Raw genomic sequence first — 24,873 nt, forward strand, 5'->3', positions numbered from 1 at the left:
ATCTGCCGCATTTTGCGGCAGTTTGTTTATTGCCAGTTGGAATAAGAAAGGACTTCATGAAACGTCTGCTGCTAACTGCGGTTCTCACCGTATTGATGATCGCCGAAGTTCACGCCGAGTCCTTCACCATCTCCGATATTCGCGTCAACGGCCTCCAGCGGGTTTCCGCCGGTAGCGTCTTTGGTGCATTACCGTTGAACGTCGGTGAACAGGCTGATGACCGTCGCCTGGTGGAGTCCACTCGTGCGCTGTTCAAAACCGGTTTCTTTCAAGACATCCAACTGGGGCGTGAAGGCAACGTCCTGGTCATCACCGTTGTCGAGCGACCTTCCGTCGCCAGTATCGAGATCGAAGGCAACAAGGCGATCTCTACTGAAGACTTGATGAAAGGTCTGAAGCAATCCGGCCTGGCCGAAGGCGAGATCTTCCAACGCGCCACCCTTGAAGGTGTGCGTAACGAACTGCAACGCCAGTACGTTGCCCAGGGCCGCTACTCCGCGACCGTGGAAACGGAAGTGGTGCCGCAGCCGCGCAACCGTGTGGGCCTCAAGGTCAACATCAACGAAGGCACCGTGGCGGCGATCCAGCACATCAACGTGGTGGGTAATACCAAGTTCGCTGATGAAGACCTGATCGACCTGTTCGAACTCAAGACCACCAACTGGCTGTCGTTCTTCAAGAACGATGACAAGTACGCCCGCGAAAAACTGTCTGGTGACCTGGAACGCCTGCGCTCCTACTACCTGGACCGTGGCTATATCAACATGGATATCGCCTCGACCCAGGTGTCCATCACCCCGGACAAGAAACACGTCTACATCACAGTCAACGTCAACGAAGGCGAGAAGTACAAGGTTCGTGACGTTAAGCTGAGCGGCGACCTGAAAGTGCCTGAAGACCAGGTCAAGGCGCTGCTGCTGGTGCAGAAAGACCAGGTGTTCTCGCGCAAGCTGATGACCACCACGTCAGAACTGATCACTCGCCGCCTGGGTAACGAAGGCTATACCTTCGCCAACGTCAACGGCGTGCCGACCCCGCATGATGATGACCACACCGTGGACATCACTTTCGTCGTCGATCCCGGCAAGCGTGCCTACGTGAACCGCATCAACTTCCGTGGCAACACCAAGTCGGCGGACGAAGTACTGCGTCGTGAAATGCGTCAGATGGAAGGTGGCTGGGCGTCGACTTACCTGATCGACCAGTCTAAGACCCGTCTTGAGCGCCTGGGCTTTTTCAAGGAAGTCAACGTCGAAACCCCGGCCGTACCGGGTGTGGATGACCAGGTTGACGTGAACTACGCCGTGGAAGAACAAGCCTCGGGCTCGATCACCGCCAGTGTCGGCTTCGCACAAAGTGCCGGTCTGATCCTTGGTGGCTCCATCACCCAGAACAACTTCCTGGGTACCGGTAACCGCGTGTCTATCGGCCTGACCCGAAGCGAATACCAGAGCCGATATAACTTCGGTTATACCGACCCCTACTGGACTGCTGATGGTGTGAGCCTGGGCTACAACGCCTTCTACCGCACCACCGACTACAAAGACCTCGACGTTGACGTTGCAAGCTATGCAATCGACAGCCTCGGTGCCGGTGTCAACGTTGGTTACCCGATCAGCGAGACGTCGCGCCTGACCTTTGGCCTGACTGCGCAACAAGATGAGATCAAGACCGGTGTCTACACCGTGGATGAGATCTTTGACTTCACCCGTCGTGAAGGTGACAAGTTCCTGAACTTCAAGGCGTCTGCCGGCTGGTCCGAGTCGACCCTGAACAAAGGTGTACTGGCGACCCGTGGTCACTCCCAGAGCTTGACCCTGGAAACCACCACGCCGGGCAGCGACCTGTCGTTCTTCAAGCTTGACTACCGTGGCCAACTGTTCACGCCGTTGAGCGACAACTACACCATGCGCCTGCACACTGAATTGGGTTATGGCGATGGTTATGGCTCCACCAACGGTCTACCGTTCTACGAGAACTACTACGCGGGTGGCTTCAACTCCGTACGTGGTTTCAAAGACAGCACCTTGGGCCCACGTGGTACCCCAAGCCGTGGTGTTGGCGTAACCGGTAACCAAGGCACTGTGGCTGACTCCGACAACGACCCGCTGCCGTTCGGTGGTAACGTGTTGATCCAAGGTGGTGCGGAAATCCTGTTCCCGCTGCCGTTCGTAAAAGATCAGCGTTCCCTGCGTACCTCTGTATTCTGGGACGTGGGTAACGTGTTCGACTCCAAGTGCGAGCAGATCCGTAACCCGAGTGGCGTGAAGTCCGACACCCAGTGCAACGACGTGAGCCTGAGCAACCTGGCAAGCTCCGTGGGTGTGGGTGTGACTTGGGTAACTGCGCTTGGCCCATTGAGCTTTGCTCTGGCCATGCCGATCAAGAAACCGGATAACGCTGAAACCCAGATTTTCCAATTCTCCCTCGGCCAGACGTTCTAAGCGTCTGACCCAAGATAACGACAACGGATTCTGTAGGAGTGCATCGTGCGTAAGTTGACTCAATTGGTTCTGCTGGCAACCGTGCTGGTAGCGACCCCGGCCTTTGCCGAAATGAAAATTGCCGTGCTGAACTATCAGATGGCCCTGCTGGAATCCGATGCGGCCAAGCGTTATGCCGTGGATGCCGAGAAAAAATTCGGTCCGCAACTGACCAAACTCAAGACGCTGGAAAGCAGCGCCAAGGGCATCCAGGATCGTCTGGTAGCCGGTGGCGACAAGATGCAGCAAGGCGAGCGCGAGCGTCTGGAGCTTGAATTCAAGCAAAAGGCCCGTGACTACCAGTTCCAGTCCAAAGAGCTGAACGAAGCCAAAGCGGTTGCTGACCGTGAAATGCTTAAACAGCTGAAGCCGAAACTCGACAGCGCCGTGGAAGAAGTCATCAAGAAAGGTGCCTTTGACCTGGTGTTCGAGCGTGGCGCGGTTATCGACGTCAAGCCTCAATACGACATCACCCGCCAGGTGATCGAGCGCATGAACCAGCTGAAGTAAGCCATGACCGCGACTATCAAGCTCGGCGAGTTGGCCGAGTTCCTGGGGGCCACCTTAAATGGCTCCCCGGAGAAAGAAATCACTGGGCTAGCCACCTTGCAGGAGGCTGGCCCAGCTCAGTTGAGCTTCCTCGCAAACCCTCAATACCGTAAATACCTGGTCGACAGCCAAGCCGCCGCCGTGTTGCTGAAAGCTGCTGACGCCGAAGGGTTTGCCGGGGATTCGCTGGTGGTGGCCGACCCGTACCTGGCTTATGCCCGGGTGTCGCACCTGTTCGATCCGAAACCCAAGGCCGCAGCCGGTATTCATCCGTCTGCGGTCATCGCCGATGATGCCCAGGTTGATCCTGCGGCCAGCATTGGCGCCTTTGCGGTGATCGAGAGCGGTGCGCGCATTGCGGCAGGTGTGACCGTTGGTGCTCATTGCTTTATCGGTGCGCGCTGCGAGATTGGCGCTGACGGTTGGCTCGCACCGCGCGTAACCCTGTACCACGATGTGCGTATCGGTGAGCGTGTGGTCATCCAATCGGGTGCGGTGATCGGGGGGAAGGCTTCGGCTTCGCCAACGCCAAGGGCATCTGGAACAAGATTGCCCAGGTCGGCGGCGTATTGATCGGCGACGACGTGGAAATTGGCGTCAACACGGCTGTTGATCGCGGGGCCTTGGCCGATACCGTGATCGGCAACGGCGTGAAGCTCGACAACCAGATTCAGATCGCCCACAACGTGCAGATTGGTGATCACACCGCCATGGCGGCGTGTGTGGGTATTTCCGGCAGCACCAGGATCGGCAAGCATTGCATGCTCGCCGGTGGCGTAGGGCTGGTGGGGCATATCGATATTTGCGACAACGTCTTCATCACCGGCATGACCATGGTTACCCACTCGATTACCGAGCCAGGGGCCTACTCATCCGGTACCGCCATGCAGCCTGCAGCTGAATGGCGCAAGAGCGCAGCACGGTTGAGGCAGCTCGACGACATGGCTCGACGTCTCAAACAGCTGGAAAAGCGTGTTGGGGACGTGACCCCTGGCGGTAATGCTTCATCAGAAGGCTGATACCATTTCCATATCAAGTGTGCACAGCCGCTAGACTGCCTCCTTGATTTGCTAGCGGGGCGTGCTTTTAGTTCGCCCGCCCCCAATCTTTATTACAGGCTTCCCCCCGAAATGATGGACATCAACGAGATTCGCGAATACCTGCCTCACCGTTACCCGTTCCTGCTGGTGGACCGCGTAGTGGACCTCAACGTCGAGGAAAAGCGCATTCGTGCCTACAAGAATGTCAGCATCAACGAACCGTTCTTCAACGGTCACTTTCCCGCGCATCCAATCATGCCGGGCGTGTTGATCATCGAAGCGATGGCCCAGGCTGCCGGTATCCTTGGCTTCAAAATGCTCGACCTCAAGCCTGCCGACGGCACGCTCTACTATTTCGTGGGCTCCGATAAGTTGCGTTTCCGCAACCCGGTCACCCCGGGTGACCAGTTGATCCTGGAAGCCAAGTTCATCAGCTGCAAACGCCAGATCTGGAAGTTCGAATGCCAGGCTTCGGTGGACGGCAAGCCTGTGTGCTCCGCCGAAATCATCTGTGCGGAACGCAAACTATGAGTTTGATTGACCCTCGCGCAATCATCGATCCGTCGGCCGTACTGGCCGCCGACGTTGAGGTCGGCCCCTGGTCGATCATCGGCGCAGGTGTGGAAATCGGCGAGGGAACTGTCATCGGGCCGCACGTGATCCTTAAAGGTCCGACCCGTATTGGCAAACACAATCGTATCTACCAGTTTTCCTCGGTAGGCGAAGACACCCCGGACATGAAGTACAAGGGTGAAGAAACACGCCTGGTAATCGGTGATCACAACATCATTCGTGAAGGCGTGACCATTCACCGTGGCACCGTGCAAGATCGGGCCGAGACCACGCTGGGTGATCACAACCTGGTCATGGCCTACGCGCACATCGGCCACGACAGCGTCATCGGCAACCACTGCATTCTGGTCAACAACACCGCGTTGGCCGGCCATGTGCACGTCGACGATTGGGCGATCCTCTCCGGATTCACCCTGGTGCATCAGTACTGCCATATCGGCGCCCACAGCTTTTCCGGCATGGGTACCGCCATCGGCAAGGATGTTCCGGCGTTCGTCACAGTATTCGGTAACCCGGCCGAAGCCCGCAGCATGAACTTCGAAGGCATGCGCCGTCGTGGTTTCAGCGAAGAGGCCATCCACGCCCTGCGCCGTGCCTACAAGGTGGTTTATCGCCAGGGGCTTACGGTGGACCAGGCGTTGACCCAATTGGCCGAGCCGTCGGCGTTGTTCCCGGAAGTCGCGGTGTTCCGTGACTCGATCCAGGCGTCGACTCGCGGCATCACCCGCTGATCATGGCTAATCTGCGTATTGCGCTGGTGGCCGGAGAAGCTTCCGGTGACATTCTGGGCGCAGGTCTTATGCGGGCCCTCAAGGCCCAGCACCCTGCGGTGGAATTTATTGGGGTCGGCGGCCCGCTGATGCAGGCCGAAGGGCTCACGTCCTACTTCCCCATGGAGCGGCTATCGGTCATGGGGTTGGTGGAAGTGCTGGGCCGTCTGCGTGAGCTGTTGGCTCGCCGCAAGCTGCTGATCCAGACCCTGATCGAAGAGAAGCCCGATGTTTTCATCGGGATCGACGCACCGGACTTCACCCTTAATATCGAACTCAAGTTGCGTCAGGCCGGGATCAAGACCGTGCACTACGTCAGCCCCTCCGTGTGGGCATGGCGCCAGAAGCGCGTATTGAAGATCCGCGAAGGCTGTGACTTGATGCTGACCCTGCTACCGTTCGAAGCCAGGTTCTACGAAGAAAAGGGCGTGCCGGTGCGGTTTGTCGGGCACACCCTGGCCGACACCATCCCTTTGCAGGCTGACCGCGCAGCCGCGCGTGCCGAGTTGGGCTTGCCTGACGGTCCGCTGGTGGCGTTGATGCCGGGCAGCCGTGGCGGCGAAGTCGGCCGCCTGGCTGCGGTGTTCTTCGATGCTGCCGAGCGCCTGCAAGCGTTGAAGCCAGGCGTACGTTTCGTGCTGCCCTGCGCGAGCCCGCAGCGTCGTGCGCAGATCGAAACCCTGTTGGCCGGTCGGAACCTGCCGGTGACCTTGCTCGACGGCCAATCGCACCTGGCCCTGGCGGCCTGTGATGCGGTGCTGATCGCCTCGGGTACGGCCACCCTGGAGGCCTTGCTGTACAAGCGTCCGATGGTCGTGGCCTATCGCCTGGCGCCGCTGACCTTCTGGATTCTCAAGCGCATGGTCAAAAGCCCTTACATCTCCCTGCCCAACCTGCTGGCCCAGCGCCTGTTGGTGCCGGAGTTGTTGCAGGACGATGCAACGCCTGAGGCCTTGGCGCAAACTCTACTACCCTTGATCGACGGCGGCGAAGAGCAGACTCGCGGTTTTGACGACATTCACCGCACCTTGCGCCGTGATGCCTCGAACCAGGCGGCGGACGCCGTGTTGACCTTGATCGGCAAGAAACAGGAAACTTTATGATCAAGCAAATGGGCCTGGATTTCAGCCTGGTTGCCGAAGCCCACGAACTGGTGGCCGGTGTTGACGAAGTCGGGCGCGGGCCTTTGTGCGGCGCTGTCGTCACGGCGGCGGTGATTCTCGACCCGAGCCGCCCGATTCTCGGCCTCAACGACTCGAAAAAACTCACCGAAGCGCGGCGCGAAAAGCTCTACGACGAGATTATTGAGAAGGCCCTCAGCTGGCATATTGCTCGGGCCGAAGTCGAGGAAATCGACGCGTTGAACATCCTCCACGCCACCATGCTTGCCATGCAGCGTGCAGTAGAAGGCCTGCACATCACGCCAAAAATGGCCATGATCGACGGCAACCGCTGCCCAAAATTGGCCATGCCGGCGGAAGCGGTGGTGAAGGGCGATAGCAAGGTGCCTGCGATTGCGGCAGCTTCAATCCTGGCTAAGGTCAGCCGCGATCGTGAAATGGCTGCTTTCGAATTGATCTACCCCGGCTACGGGATCGGCGGCCATAAAGGCTACCCGACGCCCGTTCATCTGGAAGCCCTGGCTCGCCTCGGCCCGACGCCGATCCACCGCCGCTCGTTCGCCCCCGTACGCCAGGCTTATGAGCTGCGCGAGAGTCTCAGCGAGGTGTAGTCGCGAGGCTGATGTTTTTGCCAAGGCCCGGTACAATCCCGGGCCTTGTTGTTTCTACGTTTAAGACAGGATCACTATGCCGGCTTCATTCGTTCACCTGCGCCTGCACACTGAATACTCCCTGGTTGACGGCCTGGTACGGATCAAACCGCTGGTCAAAACCCTGGTGGGCATGAACATGCCTGCCGTGGCGGTTACCGATCAGAACAACATGTGTTCCCTGGTCAAATTCTATAAAAACGCCATGGGCGCCGGCATCAAGCCGATTTGCGGCGCCGACCTGTGGTTGTCCAACAAAGATCCGGATAACGCCCTTAGCCGTATCAGTCTGCTGGCGATGAACGGCGTGGGTTATCGCAACCTCACCGAACTGATTTCCCGTGGCTTTATCGACGGCCAGCGCAACGGCTCGATCATCATCGAGCGCGAGTGGGTCGCCGAGGCCAGCGAAGGGCTGATCATGCTGTCCGCCGCTAAAGAGGGTGAGATCGGTCTTGCGCTACTCGGCGGCAATCCTCAAGAGGCTGAAGGGCTGGCCCGCGAGTGGATGCAGGTTTTCCCCGACCGTTTCTACCTGGAAGTCCAGCGCACCAACCGCCCCAACGACGAAGAGCACCTGCACGCCGCCGTGGCCCTGGCCGACAAGCTGGGCGCGCCGCTGGTCGCGACCAACGATGTGCGCTTTATCAAGAAAGAAGATTTCGAAGCCCACGAAACCCGCGTGTGCATCGGCGAAGGCCGGGCCCTGGATGACCCGCGTCGCTCGAAGAACTACAGCGAGGAGCAATACCTCAAAAGTGCCGACGAGATGGCCGAGCTGTTCAGCGACCTGCCCGAGGCCCTGGAAAACTCTGTCGAAATTGCCAAGCGTTGTAACATTGAAGTGAAGCTGGGCAAGCACTTCCTGCCCAACTTCCCGATTCCCGATGGCATGACCATCGATGAGTACTTCCGCAAGGTGTCGTTCGACGGCTTGGAAGAGCGCCTCAGCGTGCTGTTGCCCAAGGACACCACTGAGGATTACGACGCCAAGCGCCAGGTCTATGTCGACCGGCTGAATTTCGAACTGGATATCATCATCCAGATGGGGTTCCCCGGTTACTTCCTGATCGTAATGGACTTTATCCAGTGGGCCAAAAGCAACGGCGTGCCGGTAGGCCCGGGCCGGGGGTCGGGTGCTGGCTCGCTGGTTGCTTACGTACAGAAGATTACCGATCTCGACCCGCTGGAATATGACCTGCTGTTCGAACGGTTCCTGAACCCGGAACGGGTTTCCATGCCCGACTTCGACGTCGACTTCTGCATGGACGGGCGCGACCGCGTCATTGAATACGTGGCTGAGAAATACGGCCGTAACGCGGTAAGCCAGATCATCACCTTCGGTTCCATGGCCGCGAAAGCGGTAATCCGCGACGTTGCGCGGGTGCAGGGCAAGTCCTACGGCCTGGCTGATCGCCTGTCGAAGATGATTCCGTTTGAAGTCGGCATGACCCTGGAAAAGGCCTACGAGCAGGAAGAGATCCTGCGTGACTTCATCAAAATCGATGAAGAAGCCGCCGAAATCTGGGACATGGCGCGCAAGCTCGAAGGCGTGGTGCGTAACGTCGGTAAACACGCCGGTGGTGTGGTTATCGCGCCTACAAAGCTCACCGACTTTTCGCCGATCTATTGCGATGAAGAAGGCGGCGGCCTGGTCACCCAGTTCGACAAGGACGACGTGGAGGCGGCCGGCCTGGTGAAGTTCGACTTCCTCGGCCTGCGCACGCTGACGATCATCGATTGGGCGCTCAAGACGATCAACCGTGAGCGTGCCAAGGTCAACGAAGAGCCGCTGGATATTGCGTTTATCCCGTTGGACGACAAGCCGACCTACCAGTTGCTGCAAAAAGCCGAAACCACGGCGGTGTTCCAGCTTGAGTCGCGCGGTATGAAAGAGCTGATCAAAAAGCTCAAGCCCGACTGCCTGGAAGACTTGATCGCATTGGTGGCGCTGTTCCGTCCGGGCCCGCTGCAATCGGGCATGGTGGACGACTTCATCAACCGTAAGCACGGTCGCGCCGAGCTGGCATACCCGCACTCCGACTACCAATACGAAGGCCTCAAGCCGGTATTGGCGCCGACCTACGGCATCATCCTGTATCAGGAACAGGTGATGCAGATCGCCCAGGTGATGGCCGGTTATACCCTCGGTGGTGCGGACATGCTGCGGCGCGCCATGGGTAAGAAAAAACCCGAGGAAATGGCCAAGCAGCGCGGCGGTTTCATTGAAGGTTGCGCCACCAACAATATTGACGCTGACCTGGCCGGTAACATTTTCGACCTGGTAGAGAAATTCGCCGGTTACGGCTTTAACAAATCCCACTCCGCTGCCTACGGCCTGGTGTCGTACCAGACCGCCTGGCTGAAGGCTCACTACCCGGCGCCGTTCATGGCTGCGGTACTGTCGGCGGATATGCACAACACCGACAAGGTCGTGACCTTGATCGAGGAAGTGCGCACCATGAAACTGCGCCTCGACGCACCGGACGTGAACGCCTCGGAGTTCAAGTTCACGGTGAACGACGAAGGTCGCATCATCTATGGCCTGGGCGCGATCAAGGGCGTGGGCGAAGGCCCGGTGGAAGCCATCACCGAAGCGCGCCAGGACGGGCCTTTCAAGGACTTGTTCGACTTCTGCGCACGGGTTGACCTCAAGCGCATCAACAAGCGAACCCTCGATGGGCTGATCCGTAGTGGTGCACTCGACCGTCTCGGTCCGTATTTCCATGATGAGCCGAAGGCTTACCAGGCGAATATCGACCGTAACCGCGCCGTGTTGCTTACCGCGATGGAAGAAGCGATCAAGGCTGCCGAACAGACCGCGCGCACCCACGACAGTGGCCATGCCGACCTATTTGGCGGATTGTTCGTCGAGGAAGACGCGGATGTGTACGCCAACCACCGCAAGGCCAAGGACCTGACCCTGAAGGAGCGCCTCAAGGGTGAGAAAGACACCTTGGGCCTGTACCTGACCGGTCACCCGATTGATGAATACGAAGGTGAAATCCGGCGGTTCGCCCGCCAGCGCATCATCGACCTGAAACCGGCGCGGGATACGCAGACCGTCGCCGGCATGATCATCGCCCTGCGGGTGATGAAAAATAAAAAGGGCGACAAGATGGGCTTTATCACCCTCGACGACCGCTCGGGCCGCATCGAAGCCTCACTGTTTGCCGATGCGTTCCACTCCGCGCAGTCGCTGCTGCAGACTGACGCCATGGTGGTGGTGGAAGGGGAGGTCAGCAACGACGACTTCTCCGGCGGCCTGCGCCTGCGGATCAAGCGTGTGATGAGCATGGAAGATGCGCGCACCAATTTGGCCGAGAGCCTGCGCTTGAAGGTGAAAACCGAAGCGCTCAAGGGCGATCAGCTACGCTGGTTGGGCGACCTGCTCAAACGCCACCGTGGCGCGTGCCCGGTGACCATGGAGTACACCGGCAATGACGCCAAGGCCATGTTGCAGTTTGGCGAGACCTGGCGAATTGATCCTGCTGATGGCTTGATTCAAGCATTGCGTGACCAGTTCGGCCGTGACAACGTCTTTCTCCAATACCGTTGACGGTCAGGCAGTAATACTTAGCCTGATCTCGGCGAAACATTTAATCTCGACCTAGACGCGCCTCTCCCTTAAGGTAGGGCGCGAATAGACAACCGGCTGGCCAGGCACTCCTTGGCCGTCGACCCAAGACGGACGCTTATGAACCCGAATTTTCTTGATTTCGAACAGCCGATCGCTGACCTGCAAGCCAAGATCGAAGAGCTGCGCCTGGTCGGCAATGACAATTCGCTGAATATCGGCGATGAGATCGCTCGCCTGCAAGACAAGAGCAGTACGCTCACCGAAGACATCTTCGGCAAGCTGACCAGCTGGCAGATCGCGCGCCTGGCCCGCCACCCGCGCCGTCCGTACACCCTGGACTACATTCAGCACATCTTCACCGAGTTCGACGAGCTGCACGGCGACCGCCATTTCTCCGACGACGCGGCCATCGTGGGCGGTATCGCTCGCCTGGACGACCAGCCGGTGATGGTGATCGGTCACCAGAAAGGCCGTGAAGTGCGCGAGAAAGTGCGCCGCAACTTCGGCATGCCGCGTCCGGAAGGCTACCGCAAGGCGTGCCGCCTGATGGAAATGGCCGAGCGCTTCAAGATGCCGATCCTGACCTTCATCGACACGCCGGGCGCCTACCCGGGTATCGACGCTGAAGAGCGCAACCAGAGCGAAGCCATCGCCTGGAACCTGCGCGTCATGTCGCGCCTGAAAACCCCGATCATCGCTACCGTGATTGGTGAAGGTGGGTCCGGTGGTGCACTGGCCATTGGCGTGTGCGATCAGCTGAACATGCTGCAATACTCGACCTACGCGGTGATCTCGCCGGAAGGTTGCGCTTCGATTCTGTGGAAAACCGCCGAAAAAGCGCCGGACGCCGCTGAAGCGATGGGTATCACTGCTGATCGCCTCAAGGGCCTGGGCATTGTCGACAAAGTGATTGCCGAGCCATTGGGCGGCGCCCACCGTGATCCGGCGGCTGCTGCCGCGACTATTCGTGCCGAGCTGGGTTCGCAACTGGCGATGCTCAAGAAGCTGGATAACGAAACGCTGTTGGCCCGTCGTTATGAGCGTTTGATGAGCTACGGTCTCTGATCAAATACTGATCTGGCAGACAATGCTGTACTAGTGTGGGAGCGGGCTTGCTCGCGAAAGCGGTGAATCAGTCAATATATTCAGTGACTGACACCACGCTTTCGCGAGCAAGCCCGCTCCCACATTTGCTTTGTGTATGCTGGTCTATCGTGTTCCAAGTATGCGGCGACAATGTGTGATGAAACGAACGCTGACCGCCAAACTGCTGCAAGCCCTGAGTCCGTGGCAAAATGCCCCGGCCTGGCATATCGCTTTCTCTGGCGGACTGGATTCCACCGTCCTGCTCCATCTCCTGGCCTCCCTGCCAGAAACCGAAACGCTCCCACCCCTCGGCGCAATCCATGTCCACCATGGCCTGCAAGCCGCCGCCGACGCCTGGCCAAGCCATTGCCAGTCGATATGCGACAGCTTGGGCATCCCCCTGCGCGTCATGCGCGTGCGGGTACAACCCGGCGCCAGTCTTGAGCGGGCTGCCCGTGACGCGCGTTACCAGGCGTTCACCGAGGTGATCGGAGCAGGGGAGGTGCTGCTGACAGGCCAGCATCGCGACGATCAGGCCGAAACCCTGTTATTCCGCCTGTTACGTGGCGCAGGCGTGCGCGGGCTGTCGGCAATGCCTGCACAGCGCCCGTTGGCGGCTGGTTATCTGGTTCGGCCGTTATTGGATGTAACGAGGGGTGAGTTGGAAGCCTACGCCCACGAGCATCAGCTCACGTGGATCGAAGACCCGTCCAACGCCGACCCAAGGTTCTCACGCAATTACCTGCGCCATCACGTGTTCCCAGCGCTCACGGAGCGCTGGCCTCAAGCTGTCACGAGCCTTGCCCGCACTGCCGAGCACCTGAGTGAAGCCCAGGGCCTGCTCGATGAATTGGCGCAAATGGACCTGCAAGCCGCCGATCAGCCTGCACCTTTTCCCTGGCTGCACCTGCCGTCCTTGGCTCTCGCGCCGCTGCGCGAACTTTCCGACGCACGCCAGCGTAACGCCCTGCGCCATTGGCTGGCCCCACTGACCCGTCTACCCGACAGCGACCACTGGGCCAGTTGGCATGCCCTGCGTGATGCCAAGGGCGACGCACAGCCCTTATGGCGCCTGGCCGACGGCGACCTGCACCGTAGCGGCGATCGCCTTTGGTGGCTGCCCTCCACATGGTCAGAATTTTCTGACGCATCGCTGAGCTGGTCCGATCCGCAAAATCCACTAGAGTTACCCGGCAATGGTCGGTTGAAACTCACTGGCAAAGCGCCTGCAGGCCCGTTGGTGATCCGTTACCGCAAGGGCGGTGAAATCGTCGAAGTGCCAGGTCGCGGACGGCGTGACTTGAAGCGCCTGCTTAATGAAAGCGGGCTTCCGAGCTTCGTCCGTGGCAGATTGCCGCTGCTGTATCAGGGTGAGCAATTGCTGGGGGTGCCTAGCCTGGCGGGACTGTGGAACACAGGGCCGGGCGACTGGCAATTAGATTGGATGCCACAGACCTGCGATCAAGGTTTGAGCTGATAGCGCCTTTCCGGTAGACTACGCTCCCTTCTTGATACAACTTCTGTGGATTCGCCTGAATCGCAGCAGTTGCCGATTACCAAGCAGTCTTTGCTGGGCGATTCCAAAAAATGTGTAGCGATCAACGTACTGGTGTTTCAGTGCCGGTCTGTCATCACGCGGCGGTTTTTTTGAAAGGTGCACTGTGATTAATGCAGGTGATCGGGGGCTTCGGCCTCTCTTCGCTCTCCCCGGCGGCTCGGACCGCTTTAACGCAGACTTCTAGGGTTTTTCATGACGCGCTACATATTCGTCACGGGCGGTGTTGTTTCTTCATTGGGGAAAGGCATTGCCTCCGCTTCATTGGCGGCCATCCTGGAGGCGCGGGGACTTAAGGTCACCATGCTCAAGCTGGACCCGTACATCAACGTCGACCCGGGCACCATGAGCCCGTTCCAGCACGGTGAAGTGTTCGTCACTCACGACGGCGCCGAGACCGACCTGGACCTGGGCCACTACGAGCGGTTCATCCGCACGACCATGACCCAGAACAACAACTTCACCACCGGCCGTGTCTACGAACACGTGCTGCGCAAGGAGCGCCGTGGTGACTACCTGGGTGCAACCATCCAGGTGATCCCGCACATCACCGACGAAATCAAGCGCCGCATCATCAAGGGTGCAGGCGATGCCGACGTGGCGATGGTCGAGATTGGTGGCACCGTCGGTGACATCGAGTCCCAACCGTTCCTCGAAGCCATCCGCCAGCTGCGTTTCGAAGTCGGCGCCAAGCGTGCGATGCTGATGCACCTGACCCTGGTGCCGTACATCGCCACCGCCGGCGAAACCAAAACCAAGCCTACCCAGCACTCGGTCAAGGAACTGCGTTCCATCGGCCTGCAGCCGGATGTGCTGGTGTGCCGCTCCGATCACCCGATCGACATTTCCTCGCGTCGCAAGATCGCGCAATTCACCAACGTTGAAGAACGTGCGGTGATCGCGCTGGAAGACGCCGACACCATCTACAAGATCCCGGGCATCCTGCACTCGCAAGGCCTGGACGATTTTGTGGTCGAGCGTTTCGGCCTGCAATGCAACGGCGCGGACCTGTCCGAGTGGGAAGCCGTGGTCGACGCCAAGCTCAACCCTGAGCACGAAGTCACCATCGCCATGGTCGGCAAGTACATGGAGCTGCTGGACGCGTACAAGTCGCTGATCGAAGCGATGAGTCACGCCGGCATCAGCAACCGTACCAAGGTCAACCTGCGCTACATCGATTCCGAAGACATCGAGAACCAGGGCACTGCGCTGCTCGAAGGTGTCGACGCGATCCTCGTACCGGGCGGTTTCGGCCTGCGTGGCGTGGAAGGCAAGATCACGGCCGTGCAATACGCTCGCGAGAACAAGGTTCCGTACTTGGGTATCTGCCTGGGCATGCAAGTGGCCGTTATCGAGTTCGCCCGTAACGTGCTGGGCTGGAAAGACGCCAACTCCACCGAGTTCGACGGCAAGAGCGGTCACCCGGTCGTGGGCCTGATCACCGAGTGGGAAGATGCCACTGGTGCCGTCGAGACCCGTACCGAAGCCTCCGACCTTGGCGGCACCATGCGCCTTGGCGCGCAGGACTGCCTGCTGGAGCCGGGTTCGCTGGTCCACGATTGCTACGGCAAGGATGTGATCGTCGAGCGTCACCGTCACCGCTACGAAGTGAACAACAACCTGCTGCCGCAAATCAAAGAGGCCGGCCTGAAAATCTCCGGTCGCTCCGGTGATGGCGCGCTGGTTGAAGTGGTCGAGGCACCGGATCATCCATGGTTCGTGGCGTGCCAGTTCCACCCTGAGTTCACCTCGACGCCGCGCGACGGTCACCCGTTGTTCAGCGGTTTCGTTAAAGCAGCACTGACGCAACATCAGAAGAAGGCGTAACCCTGATGGCCCAGAAGATCATTCGCGTAGGCGACATCGAGATTGCCAACGACAAGCCCATGGTGCTGTTTGGCGGCATGAACGTGCTGGAAAGCCGCGACATGGCGATGCAGGTCTGTGAAGCGTACGTGAAGGTGACCCAGAAACTGGGTATCCCTTACGTGTTCAAGGCCAGCTTCGACAAGGCCAACCGTTCGTCCGTGACCTCCTATCGCGGCCCGGGCCTTGAAGACGGCATGCGGATCTTCCAGGACATCAAGCAAGCCTTCGGCGTGCCGATCATCACCGACGTCCACGAGCCTGAACAGGCTGCCGTGGTCGCCGAGGTGTGCGACATCATCCAGTTGCCGGCCTTCCTGTCGCGCCAGACCGACCTGGTTGTCGCGATGGCCAAGACCGGCGCTGTGATCAATATCAAGAAAGCCCAGTTCCTCGCGCCCCAGGAGATGAAACACATCCTGAACAAGTGCGTGGAAGCGGGTAACGACCAGTTGATCCTCTGCGAGCGCGGTTCGAGCTTCGGCTATAACAACCTCGTGGTGGACATGCTCGGTTTCGGCATCATGAAACAGTTCGAATACCCGGTGTTCTTCGACGTGACCCACGCGCTGCAAATGCCCGGTGGTCGCGCCGATTCCGCGGGCGGGCGGCGTGCCCAGGTGCTGGACCTGGCCAAGGCCGGCATCAGCCAGTCTTTGGCGGGCCTGTTCCTCGAAGCCCACCCGGACCCGGACAACGCCAAATGCGACGGTCCGTGCGCCCTGCGCCTGGACAAACTGGAGCCATTCCTGGCCCAGCTCAAGCAGTTGGACGAACTGGTCAAGAGTTTTCCGACGGTAGAGACCGCGTAAGCGCCATTTCTCCGGTAGACTTTCCCACGCTTTACGCTCAGGCCTACGGGCCTGAGCCATGTCGCCTGCAAGCCTGCCCCGTTGTTCCACCCTTGCGGTCGGTCAAAAGATTTCCTTCAGCTGCGTCGTTTTCGTCAACTTTGGAGTGTTTACAACAATGGCAAAAATCGTCGACATCAAAGGTCGTGAAGTTCTCGACTCCCGTGGCAACCCCACCGTCGAAGCCGACGTGCTTCTCGATAACGGCATCATCGGCAGCGCCTGTGCGCCGTCCGGTGCTTCCACAGGTTCGCGCGAAGCGCTGGAACTGCGTGATGGCGACAAGAGCCGTTACCTGGGCAAGGGTGTACTCAAGGCTGTAGCCAACATCAACGGCCCGATCCGTGACCTGTTGCTGGGCAAAGACCCGCTGGACCAGAAAGCCCTGGACCACGCGATGATCAAGCTCGACGGCACCGAAAACAAAGGCAGCCTGGGCGCCAACGCCATCCTCGCCGTGTCCCTGGCTGCTGCCAAGGCTGCTGCCCAGGATCAGGACCTGCCGCTGTACGCACACATTGCCAACCTGAACGGCACCCCGGGTGTGTACTCGATGCCGGTCCCGATGATGAACATCATCAACGGTGGCGAGCACGCCGATAACAACGTCGACATCCAGGAATTCATGGTACAGCCGGTCGGCGCCAAGACCTTCTCCGAAGGCCTGCGCATGGGCACCGAGATTTTCCATCACCTCAAGGCTGTGCTGAAGGCCCGTGGCCTGAGCACTGCGGTGGGTGACGAAGGTGGTTTCGCACCGAACCTGGCGTCCAACGAAGATGCACTCAAAGTGATCTCCGAAGCCGTAGCCAACGCTGGCTACAAGCTGGGCACCGACGTGACCCTGGCCCTGGACTGCGCGGCCAGCGAGTTCTACGAGGACGGTAAATACAACCTGTCCGGCGAAGGCCAAGTGTTCAACTCCGAAGGTTTTGCTGACTACCTCAAAGGCTTGACCGAGCGTTACCCGATCATCTCGATCGAAGACGGCCTGGACGAGTCCGACTGGGATGGCTGGAAAATCCTCACCGACAAGATCGGCGAGAAAATCCAGCTGGTGGGCGACGACCTGTTCGTCACCAACACCAAGATCCTGAAAGAAGGCATCGATAAAAAGATCGCCAACTCGATCCTGATCAAGTTCAACCAGATCGGTACCCTGACCGAAACCCTGGAAGCCATCCAGATGGCCAAGGCTGCGGGCTACACCGCCGTGATCTCGCACCGCTCCGGCGAAACCGAAGATTCGACCATTGCCGACCTGGCCGTGGGCACTTCGGCTGGCCAGATCAAGACCGGTTCCCTGTGCCGTTCCGACCGCGTTTCCAAGTACAACCAATTGCTGCGTATCGAAGAGCAACTGGCCGGCAAAGCCAAGTACAACGGTCGCGGCGAGTTTCGCGGCTGATCGCTCTTGATGGTAAGGCATGGTAAAAAGTCGACGGATTGCGTCGGAAAACTCACGATAGTGTGGGTTTCGACGCTAATCTGATGGCTATCAAGCACAAGCCTGGTTTTTCCAGGCTTCGTGCTATCAGTTACTTTAAAAGTTTCGCATGGCTGTCTTTTTTCACTGGATACCCGGATTTCGATGCGCAGTCCCAATTGGTTGTTTCTCGTCTTGCTCTTGTTGCTGGCTGGCCTGCAGTACCGCCTATGGGTCGGTAATGGCAGCTTTGCGCAGGTAAAAGACCTGACCGAGCAAATCGCTGCACAGCACGCCGAAAACGAGGTCCTGCTGGAGCGCAACCGAGTCCTTGATGCGGAAGTGCTTGAGCTGAAAAAGGGTACCGAGACCGTTGAAGAACGGGCTCGGCATGAGTTGGGCATGGTCAAGAAGGGCGAAACCCTCTACCAGTTGGCCCAATGAGCAACAGCTTGCCGGCCTTCTGGGCCGTGATTCCTGCCGCGGGCATTGGTGCCCGCATGGCCGCGGACCGTCCCAAGCAATACCTGCAACTGGGCGGACGCACCATTCTCGAACACAGCCTTGGCTGTTTTCTCGACCACCCCTCGCTTAAAGGCCTGGTGGTCAGCCTTGCTTCTGATGATCCTTATTGGCCTGACTTGGCGTGTGCCATGGACCCGCGCATTCACCGTGCGGACGGCGGTTCGGAACGTTCCGGGTCGGTGCTCAACGCACTGTTGCAGCTGAACGCTTTGGGGGCCAGTGATGATGATTGGGTACTGGTGCATGATGCGGCGCGGCCGAACCTGAGTCGCGATGACCTCGACAAACTGCTGACTGAACTGGCGGACGACCCGGTGGGCGGTCTGCTGGCCGTGCCGGCACGCGACACCCTCAAGCGCGTCGATAAGCACGGGCGTGTCGTCGAAACCGTCGACCGTAGCCTGATCTGGCAAGCCTACACGCCGCAGATGTTCCGCCTGGGTCCGCTGCATCGTGCTTTGGCTGACAGCCTGGTGGCGGACGCCGTCATCACTGATGAGGCTTCTGCCATGGAATGGTCCGGCCAGGCGCCGCGGCTGATCGAAGGGCGGTCGGACAATATCAAGGTGACGCGGCCGGAGGATCTTGAGTGGCTCAGGTTGCGGTGGGCGAATCGGCGGTAGTCAGTTGCACCGAGTCGACCCCTTCGCGAGCAAGCCAGCTCCCACCTTTAAACGCGTTACTACAGGATAAACGCGGTTAAAGGTGGGAGCTGGCTTGCCTGCGAAGAGGCCGGCACAAACAGCCAATAATTACTGGCTGTACTCCGGCCTCTCAGCCAACCCCACCTTCAAAAAATCCACCAACTTCCTGACCTTCGGCGACAAGTGCCGCTGCTGCGGATACAGCGCCCACACCGCCGTATTCGGCGGCTGATGCGCCTCCAGCAGCGACACCAGCGCGCCACTGTGCAAATGCTCCAGCACGTAATAATCCGGCAACTGGCACAACCCGACGCCCTGCAACGCCGCATCCAGCACCGCTTGCCCACTGTTGCAGCGCCAGTTTCCCTGCACCCGCTGGGAAAACTCGCGTCCGTCCTGGGCCAGTTGCCAGATATCCGAGCTACCAATCAGGCAGTTATGCCGGCTCAACTCCGACAAACTATGTGGCCGACCATACCGCGCCAGGTAGGACGGCGACGCGCACAGGTACATGCGCCTCGGTGCCAGCCTGCTGGCGACCATGCGTGAATCCTGTAAGCGCCCCAGGCGAATCGCCAGATCCAGGCCTTCGTGCACGAGGTCCAGTTGACGGTTGCTCAGCTCGATATCCACGCGCAACTGCGGGTAGAGGCCCATGAACCGCGTTACCAGCGGCACGATAAACCGCTCGCCGTAGGCCACGGCACAGGTCATGCGCAACATGCCTTTGGGTTCGCTGGTGAGGTCACCCACCGCACGCAGGGCTTCTTCGCGACCGTCCTGTAAACGTTGGCAATGTTGCAGAAAGGTCTGGCCGGCTTCCGTCAAGGTAACCTTGCGCGTGCTGCGATACAGCAGCCGCGTTTGCAGGCGTTCTTCCAGGCGCGCCACCTGCCGGCTGATATGCGACGAAGAAACGCCCAGGCGTTCCGCTGCCGCAGTGAATTGGCTGCATTCGGCCACCGCGACAAATTCATCAATGCCTTCCCAGCGGTTTTCAAGCACGGTGATTGTCCCTGTACAGCAATAAAGTTTTGCTTTCGCTTGGATTATTAATCAATCAGCCATGTTTTACACTCACTGCCTCAGTATTCAATTCCCTGGAGAAACCCGGATGATCAAGTCCCGCGCCGCCGTAGCCTTCGAAGCCAAGAAGCCCCTTGAGATCGTTGAAGTGGATGTCGCCATGCCCAAGGCTGGCGAGGTGCTGTTGCGCGTGGTCGCGTCCGGTGTATGCCATACCGACGCTTACACGCTGTCGGGCGCTGACCCGGAAGGTATCTTTCCGTCGATCCTCGGCCATGAAGGCGGTGCAGTGGTTGAAGCGATCGGCGAAGGCGTGACTTCGGTCGCCGTTGGCGATCATGTGATCCCGCTGTACACCCCGGAATGCGGCCAGTGCAAATTCTGCCTGTCGGGCAAGACCAACCTGTGCCAGGCCATTCGCTCCACTCAGGGCAAAGGCTTGATGCCGGATGGCACCACTCGGTTTTCCTGCAAGGGCCAGCCAATTTTCCACTACATGGGCACCTCGACCTTCTCCGAATACACCGTGTTGCCGGAAATTTCCGTGGCCAAGATTCCTAAAGAAGCGCCACTGGAAAAAGTCTGCCTGTTGGGTTGCGGCGTCACCACCGGCATTGGTGCAGTGATCAACACTGCCAAGGTCAAGCCGGGCGACACCGTGGCCATCTTCGGTCTCGGCGGTATCGGCCTGTCGGCCGTCATCGGTGCAGTCAAGGCCAAGGCTGGGCGCATCATTGCCATCGACATCAACCCTGCCAAATTTGAAATCGCCAAGCAGCTGGGTGCGACTGACTGCATCAACCCGAAAGACTACGACCGCCCGATCCAGGACGTGATTGTCGACCTGACCGATGGCGGCGTGGACTTCTCTTTTGAATGCATCGGCAACGTTCAGCTGATGCGCGCTGCCCTCGAGTGCTGCCACAAAGGTTGGGGTGAGTCGGTGATCATCGGCGTGGCCGGTGCCGGTCAGGAAATTGCCACGCGTCCCTTCCAACTGGTGACCGGTCGCGTCTGGCGCGGTTCGGCCTTCGGTGGCGTGCGCGGTCGTACTGAGCTGCCAAGCTACGTGGAAATGGCCCAGACCGGCGAGATCCCGCTGGAGACCTTCATCACCCATACCATGGGCCTGGAAGACATCAACAAAGCGTTTGACCTGATGCATGAAGGCAAAAGCATTCGTACCGTCATCCACTTCTGAGGTCGGCCATGAGTCTGGAAAACCTGTCGTGCCAGAAGAGCTTCGGCGGCTGGCACAAACGCTACAAGCATCACTCCGATGTGCTCGGCTGCGACATGACCTTCGCCGTCTACCTGCCGCCGCAAGCGGAGCAGGGCGGCAAGTTGCCGGTGTTGTACTGGCTGTCCGGTCTCACCTGCACTGATGAGAACTTCATGCAGAAGGCCGGCGCGCAGCGCATGGCCGCCGAGCTGGGGTTGATCATCGTGGCGCCGGACACCAGCCCTCGTGGGCCGGGTGTTCCGGGTGATCCCGATAACGCGTGGGATTTTGGCCTTGGCGCCGGCTTCTATCTGAATGCCACGCAGGAGCCCTGGGCCAAGCACTATCGGATGCATGACTACGTGGTGAAGGAATTGCCTGCGTTGGTTGAAGCGCATTTCCCGGCTTCAGATAAACGTGGCATCAGCGGTCACTCCATGGGCGGCCACGGTGCACTGGTGTGTGCGTTGCGCAATCCCGGGCGTTACCTGTCGGTGTCGGCGTTTTCGCCCATCAGTAACCCGATGGACTGCCCATGGGGTCAGAAGGCCTTTTCCCGCTACCTGGGCGAAGAGCGTTCGAAATGGCGTGAGTGGGACGCCTGCGTGTTGATCAGCGAAGCCGCGGAAAAGCTGCCGCTGCTGGTGGACCAAGGTGACCGCGACGATTTCCTTGCCGTGCAACTCAAGCCTGAAGCCTTGCAGCAAGCGGCGAAGGCGGCCAACCATCCGTTGGAACTGCGGCTGCAACCTGGCTACGACCACAGCTACTTCTTTATCGCCAGCTTCATCGAAGACCATTTGCGACACCATGGTCGTGCTTTGCTCGGTTAATGTGAGGCAAAAGTAGGTAGAATCACGCCCTGAATTAAATCGGGGCGTTTTTTTATGCGTATTGGCCACGGCTACGATGTGCACCGTTTCGCTGAAGGCGATTTCATCACCTTGGGCGGCGTGCGCATTGCACATCACCATGGGTTGCTGGCTCATTCCGACGGCGACGTTGTGTTGCATGCCTTGAGCGATGCCTTGCTCGGCGCGGCGGCGTTGGGCGATATCGGCAAGCACTTTCCGGACACCGACCCGACCTTCAAGGGTGCGGACAGCCGTGTATTGCTGCGCCATGTGGTTGGCCTGATCCATGCCAAAGGCTGGAAGGTCGGCAACGTCGACAACACCATCGTGGCCCAGGCGCCAAAAATGGCGCCCCATATTGAATCGATGCGCGCACTGATTGCCGCAGACCTGCACATTGAATTGGATCAAGTGAACGTGAAAGCCACCACCACCGAAAAGCTCGGGTTCACCGGTCGTGAAGAGGGCATCGCCGTGCACTCCGTTGCCTTGTTGCTGCGCGCATGAATGATCTGCAACTGCTGGGCCCACGGGCCTATGGCGAGGCCTTGGGCAGCGCGGTCCTGAAGGCGACCGCCGAAGACTTCCAGGTTGATGAAGTGCTGGATATCCCGCTGACCGGCGAGGGTGAGCACCTGTGGTTGTGGGTTGAGAAGCGTGGCCTCAATACAGAAGAAGCCGCGCGGCGCATCGCCAAGGCGGCCGGCGTGCCGTTGCGCACGGTCAGCTATGCCGGGCTCAAGGATCGCCAGGCGTTGACCCGCCAATGGTTCAGCGTGCAGTTGCCAGGCAAAGCCGATCCGGACATGAGCGCTGCGGAAAACGACAGCCTCAAGGTTCTCAAGACCGCCCGTCATAAACGCAAATTGCAGCGCGGCGCACATTCGGCCAATGGTTTCACCTTGCGCCTGACCCAGCTGGCCGGTGATACCGCCGCCATCGACGCGCGTTTGCAATTGATTGCACAGCAGGGCATCCCCAACTATTTCGGTGCCCAGCGTTTTGGTCACAATGGTGGCAACGTGGTCGACGCCCGCGAGTGGGCCGCGCGCAAGGCTTTGCCGGAACAGCGCAACGTGCGTTCGCGGCTGCTGTCGACGGCGCGCAGCTACCTGTTCAACAAGGTGCTGGCGGCGCGTGTGGCCGACGGTTCCTGGCAGCGTGCGCAGGTCGGCGACCTGTTGGCGTTTACCGACAGCCGCAGCTTTTTCCCGGCGGGGGAGGCGGAATGCAGCGACCCCCGCCTGGCCATTCTGGACCTGCACCCGACCGGGCCGCAGTGGGGCGAAGGTGATTCACCTGCCAGCGGCGCAACCTTCGAACTGGAACAGGCGGTCGCCGCCGGTGAAGCCGACCTGCGCGATTGGCTGGTGAATGCCGGCATGAGCCAGGAACGTCGCATTCTGCGACTGCCCATTGGCGGTTTGACGTGGCATTATCCCTCGCTGGACATTCTGCAATTGGAATTCGTCCTGCCGGCCGGATGCTTCGCCACTGTCTTGGTGCGCGAGCTTGTTGATCTGGTGCCGGTGGGGCAGACGGACAACCCATGCGTATTCTGATATCAAACGATGACGGTGCCACCGCACCCGGTCTTGCCGCGCTCTATGCTGCGCTGGAAGATTATGCCGAGTGCGTGGTGGTTGCCCCCGACCAGGACAAGAGCGGCGCCAGCAGTTCGTTGACGCTCGACCGTCCGCTGCACCCGCAGGTCCTGGCCAATGGCTTTATCAGCGTGAACGGCACTCCTACCGACTGCGTCCACCTGGCGATCAACAGCCTGTTGGATCCGCAGCCGGACCTGGTGGTGTCGGGCATCAATCTTGGTGCGAACCTGGGGGATGACGTGCTGTATTCCGGTACCGTGGCGGCAGCCCTTGAAGGGCGTTTCCTGGGGCAAACCGCGTTCGCCTTTTCGTTCGCCTCGCGCCAATTGGATAACCTGCCGACCGCGGCCTATTTCGCGCGCAAGCTGGTAGAGGCCCATGGCTCCCTGGACTTGCCGCCGCGCACGGTGCTCAACGTCAATATTCCCAACTTGCCCCTTGATCATATTCGCGGCATCCAGCTCACGCGCCTGGGCCATCGCGCCCGCGCGGCGGCGCCGTTGAAGGTGGTTGATCCGCGTGGCAAGGAAGGCTACTGGATCGCTGCTGCGGGTGACGCCGAAGATGGCGGCCCGGGCACGGACTTTCATGCGGTGATGCAAGGTTATGTATCGATTACCCCATTGCAATTTGATCGCACCTTCAGTGATGCCTTCAGTGGTCTCGATGGCTGGCTGGAGAGGCTTCGCTGATGGGCCGTGAACAAGACGACTTGCTGCGCCGGGGCATCGGGATGACTTCCCAGCGTACCCGCGAACGCCTGATACAGCGCCTGTACGAAGAGGGCTTGTCCAACGCCCAGGTGCTGGAAGTGATCCGGCGCACGCCTCGGCATCTGTTTGTCGATGAGGCCCTGGCCCACCGTGCCTATGAAGACACGGCGCTGCCTATCGGCCATAACCAGACCATTTCCCAGCCTTACATGGTGGCGCGCATGAGCGAGCTGCTGCTGGCGGCGGGGCCGTTGGACAAGGTGCTGGAAATCGGCACGGGCTCCGGCTACCAGACCGCCGTGCTGGCGCAGTTGGTGGAGCGGGTGTTCTCGGTGGAGCGCATCAAAGTGCTGCAAGACCGCGCCAAGGAGCGCCTGGTGGAGTTGAACCTGCGCAATGTGGTGTTTCGCTGGGGCGATGGCTGGGAAGGTTGGCCGGCGCTGGCACCGTACAACGGCATCATTGTTACCGCCGTGGCCACCGATGTTCCGCAAGCGCTGCTTGATCAACTCGCCCCCGGTGGGCGCCTGGTGATCCCGGTCGGCTCCGGTGAAGTGCAACAATTGATGCTCATTATCCGTGAGGACGAAGGCTTTTCACGGCATGTACTGGGCGCTGTTCGTTTTGTACCGCTGCTCAATGGCCCGCTGGCCTGATCAATTTTTTCCGGCGGTGAATTCTGCTGGCGGGGATGTGTCTTACAGCGGGGTCTATTGAATCAACATCACTGGC

21 protein-coding genes and 1 pseudogene are annotated in these 24,873 nt (G+C 59.6%); 21 read left to right on the forward strand and 1 reads right to left on the reverse strand.

The genetic code is table 11. The annotated features are described in order from the left end of the window. Positions 1-56: 56 nt before the first annotated feature. The 15 genes and pseudogenes from bamA (at position 57) to ispD (ending at position 18,698) form a co-directional block, all read left to right on the forward strand. Positions 57-2,444, forward strand: a complete 2,388-nt coding sequence (bamA, locus tag AB4O35_RS12290; RefSeq protein ID WP_049709662.1) for an outer membrane protein assembly factor BamA — start codon at positions 57-59, stop codon at positions 2,442-2,444. Positions 2,445-2,489: 45 nt separating this feature from the next. Further along, a complete protein-coding gene (locus AB4O35_RS12295; RefSeq protein ID WP_033902788.1) occupies positions 2,490-2,993 on the forward strand; it encodes an OmpH/Skp family outer membrane protein in 504 nt (167 codons plus the stop codon). 3 nt (positions 2,994-2,996) lie between these two features. Further along, positions 2,997-4,051 (forward strand): annotated as a pseudogene (lpxD, locus tag AB4O35_RS12300) (UDP-3-O-(3-hydroxymyristoyl)glucosamine N-acyltransferase). 111 nt (positions 4,052-4,162) lie between these two features. Beyond that, the gene (gene fabZ, locus AB4O35_RS12305) at positions 4,163-4,603 is read left to right on the forward strand and encodes a 3-hydroxyacyl-ACP dehydratase FabZ (RefSeq protein ID WP_003172281.1); all 441 of its coding nucleotides are present in this window, start codon (positions 4,163-4,165) and stop codon (positions 4,601-4,603) included. Continuing rightward, positions 4,600-5,376: an acyl-ACP--UDP-N-acetylglucosamine O-acyltransferase gene (gene lpxA, locus AB4O35_RS12310; protein ID WP_065872440.1), complete on the forward strand. Its 777-nt coding sequence runs from the start codon at positions 4,600-4,602 to the stop codon at positions 5,374-5,376. Before fabZ ends, lpxA begins: the two co-directional genes overlap by 4 nt. Positions 5,377-5,378: 2 nt before the next feature. Continuing rightward, on the forward strand, positions 5,379-6,518 hold the full coding sequence (gene lpxB / locus AB4O35_RS12315) for a lipid-A-disaccharide synthase (protein WP_065945378.1): 1,140 nt from the start codon (positions 5,379-5,381) through the stop codon (positions 6,516-6,518). Beyond that, positions 6,515-7,147, forward strand: coding sequence for a ribonuclease HII (gene rnhB / locus AB4O35_RS12320; RefSeq protein ID WP_065872438.1), 633 nt, complete (start codon positions 6,515-6,517; stop codon positions 7,145-7,147). Before lpxB ends, rnhB begins: the two co-directional genes overlap by 4 nt. A gap of 76 nt (positions 7,148-7,223) precedes the next feature. Continuing rightward, entirely contained in the window at positions 7,224-10,745 is a 3,522-nt protein-coding gene (gene dnaE / locus AB4O35_RS12325; RefSeq protein WP_065872437.1) for a DNA polymerase III subunit alpha, read from the forward strand. Between the two features lie 138 nt (positions 10,746-10,883). After that, positions 10,884-11,831 (forward strand): acetyl-CoA carboxylase carboxyltransferase subunit alpha, encoded by a 948-nt coding sequence (locus AB4O35_RS12330; RefSeq protein WP_065880073.1) that lies wholly within the window; start codon positions 10,884-10,886, stop codon positions 11,829-11,831. Between the two features lie 178 nt (positions 11,832-12,009). Next, the gene (gene tilS / locus AB4O35_RS12335; protein WP_065945379.1) at positions 12,010-13,329 is read left to right on the forward strand and encodes a tRNA lysidine(34) synthetase TilS; all 1,320 of its coding nucleotides are present in this window, start codon (positions 12,010-12,012) and stop codon (positions 13,327-13,329) included. 273 nt (positions 13,330-13,602) lie between these two features. Beyond that, the gene (locus AB4O35_RS12340) at positions 13,603-15,234 is read left to right on the forward strand and encodes a CTP synthase (protein WP_065880071.1); all 1,632 of its coding nucleotides are present in this window, start codon (positions 13,603-13,605) and stop codon (positions 15,232-15,234) included. Positions 15,235-15,239: 5 nt separating this feature from the next. Beyond that, the gene (gene kdsA / locus AB4O35_RS12345) at positions 15,240-16,085 is read left to right on the forward strand and encodes a 3-deoxy-8-phosphooctulonate synthase (RefSeq protein WP_065945380.1); all 846 of its coding nucleotides are present in this window, start codon (positions 15,240-15,242) and stop codon (positions 16,083-16,085) included. Between the two features lie 157 nt (positions 16,086-16,242). Further along, complete coding sequence (eno, locus tag AB4O35_RS12350; protein ID WP_065880069.1) at positions 16,243-17,532, forward strand: phosphopyruvate hydratase; 1,290 nt, start codon at positions 16,243-16,245, stop codon at positions 17,530-17,532. 183 nt (positions 17,533-17,715) lie between these two features. Further along, positions 17,716-17,994, forward strand: a complete 279-nt coding sequence (gene ftsB / locus AB4O35_RS12355; RefSeq protein WP_460149606.1) for a cell division protein FtsB — start codon at positions 17,716-17,718, stop codon at positions 17,992-17,994. Beyond that, positions 17,991-18,698: a 2-C-methyl-D-erythritol 4-phosphate cytidylyltransferase gene (gene ispD, locus AB4O35_RS12360; RefSeq protein WP_065890107.1), complete on the forward strand. Its 708-nt coding sequence runs from the start codon at positions 17,991-17,993 to the stop codon at positions 18,696-18,698. Before ftsB ends, ispD begins: the two co-directional genes overlap by 4 nt. Positions 18,699-18,827: 129 nt before the next feature. On the opposite strand, the gene AB4O35_RS12365 is transcribed toward ispD, so the two are convergent. Continuing rightward, on the reverse strand, positions 18,828-19,724 hold the full coding sequence (locus AB4O35_RS12365) for a LysR substrate-binding domain-containing protein (protein WP_065880067.1): 897 nt from the start codon (positions 19,722-19,724) through the stop codon (positions 18,828-18,830). A gap of 109 nt (positions 19,725-19,833) precedes the next feature. Here AB4O35_RS12365 and AB4O35_RS12370 point away from each other — a divergent pair, with 109 nt between their 5' ends. The 6 genes from AB4O35_RS12370 to AB4O35_RS12395 are packed head-to-tail and all read left to right on the forward strand — an operon-like array spanning position 19,834 to position 24,797. Next, entirely contained in the window at positions 19,834-20,946 is a 1,113-nt protein-coding gene (locus AB4O35_RS12370; protein WP_065945381.1) for an S-(hydroxymethyl)glutathione dehydrogenase/class III alcohol dehydrogenase, read from the forward strand. Between the two features lie 8 nt (positions 20,947-20,954). Further along, entirely contained in the window at positions 20,955-21,800 is an 846-nt protein-coding gene (gene fghA, locus AB4O35_RS12375; protein WP_065880065.1) for an S-formylglutathione hydrolase, read from the forward strand. 54 nt (positions 21,801-21,854) lie between these two features. Further along, entirely contained in the window at positions 21,855-22,328 is a 474-nt protein-coding gene (gene ispF / locus AB4O35_RS12380; RefSeq protein WP_025855145.1) for a 2-C-methyl-D-erythritol 2,4-cyclodiphosphate synthase, read from the forward strand. Beyond that, positions 22,325-23,383 carry a tRNA pseudouridine(13) synthase TruD gene (gene truD, locus AB4O35_RS12385; protein WP_065890103.1) on the forward strand — a complete coding sequence of 353 codons (1,059 nt, stop codon included), beginning with the start codon at positions 22,325-22,327 and terminating at the stop codon, positions 23,381-23,383. Before ispF ends, truD begins: the two co-directional genes overlap by 4 nt. Continuing rightward, positions 23,371-24,120 carry a 5'/3'-nucleotidase SurE gene (gene surE, locus AB4O35_RS12390; RefSeq protein WP_065880063.1) on the forward strand — a complete coding sequence of 250 codons (750 nt, stop codon included), beginning with the start codon at positions 23,371-23,373 and terminating at the stop codon, positions 24,118-24,120. Before truD ends, surE begins: the two co-directional genes overlap by 13 nt. Before the next feature lie 41 nt (positions 24,121-24,161). Beyond that, positions 24,162-24,797, forward strand: a complete 636-nt coding sequence (locus AB4O35_RS12395) for a protein-L-isoaspartate(D-aspartate) O-methyltransferase (protein WP_010563544.1) — start codon at positions 24,162-24,164, stop codon at positions 24,795-24,797. Positions 24,798-24,873: the final 76 nt, after the last annotated feature.

Source organism: Pseudomonas sp. H1_A03, from assembly GCF_054685145.1.

Excerpts from the sequence above, each read along its gene's own strand:
- bamA (WP_049709662.1), top strand. The coding sequence starts at position 57 with ATGAAACGTCTGCTGCTAACTGCGGTTCTCACCGTATTGATGATCGCC.
- fabZ (WP_003172281.1), top strand. The coding sequence starts at position 4,163 with ATGATGGACATCAACGAGATTCGCGAATACCTGCCTCACCGTTACCCG.
- lpxA (WP_065872440.1), top strand. The coding sequence starts at position 4,600 with ATGAGTTTGATTGACCCTCGCGCAATCATCGATCCGTCGGCCGTACTG.
- lpxB (WP_065945378.1), top strand. The coding sequence starts at position 5,379 with ATGGCTAATCTGCGTATTGCGCTGGTGGCCGGAGAAGCTTCCGGTGAC.
- rnhB (WP_065872438.1), top strand. The coding sequence starts at position 6,515 with ATGATCAAGCAAATGGGCCTGGATTTCAGCCTGGTTGCCGAAGCCCAC.
- dnaE (WP_065872437.1), top strand. The coding sequence starts at position 7,224 with ATGCCGGCTTCATTCGTTCACCTGCGCCTGCACACTGAATACTCCCTG.
- AB4O35_RS12330 (WP_065880073.1), top strand. The coding sequence starts at position 10,884 with ATGAACCCGAATTTTCTTGATTTCGAACAGCCGATCGCTGACCTGCAA.
- tilS (WP_065945379.1), top strand. The coding sequence starts at position 12,010 with ATGAAACGAACGCTGACCGCCAAACTGCTGCAAGCCCTGAGTCCGTGG.
- AB4O35_RS12340 (WP_065880071.1), top strand. The coding sequence starts at position 13,603 with ATGACGCGCTACATATTCGTCACGGGCGGTGTTGTTTCTTCATTGGGG.
- kdsA (WP_065945380.1), top strand. The coding sequence starts at position 15,240 with ATGGCCCAGAAGATCATTCGCGTAGGCGACATCGAGATTGCCAACGAC.
- eno (WP_065880069.1), top strand. The coding sequence starts at position 16,243 with ATGGCAAAAATCGTCGACATCAAAGGTCGTGAAGTTCTCGACTCCCGT.
- ftsB (WP_460149606.1), top strand. The coding sequence starts at position 17,716 with ATGCGCAGTCCCAATTGGTTGTTTCTCGTCTTGCTCTTGTTGCTGGCT.
- ispD (WP_065890107.1), top strand. The coding sequence starts at position 17,991 with ATGAGCAACAGCTTGCCGGCCTTCTGGGCCGTGATTCCTGCCGCGGGC.
- AB4O35_RS12370 (WP_065945381.1), top strand. The coding sequence starts at position 19,834 with ATGATCAAGTCCCGCGCCGCCGTAGCCTTCGAAGCCAAGAAGCCCCTT.
- fghA (WP_065880065.1), top strand. The coding sequence starts at position 20,955 with ATGAGTCTGGAAAACCTGTCGTGCCAGAAGAGCTTCGGCGGCTGGCAC.
- ispF (WP_025855145.1), top strand. The coding sequence starts at position 21,855 with ATGCGTATTGGCCACGGCTACGATGTGCACCGTTTCGCTGAAGGCGAT.
- truD (WP_065890103.1), top strand. The coding sequence starts at position 22,325 with ATGAATGATCTGCAACTGCTGGGCCCACGGGCCTATGGCGAGGCCTTG.
- surE (WP_065880063.1), top strand. The coding sequence starts at position 23,371 with ATGCGTATTCTGATATCAAACGATGACGGTGCCACCGCACCCGGTCTT.
- AB4O35_RS12395 (WP_010563544.1), top strand. The coding sequence starts at position 24,162 with ATGACTTCCCAGCGTACCCGCGAACGCCTGATACAGCGCCTGTACGAA.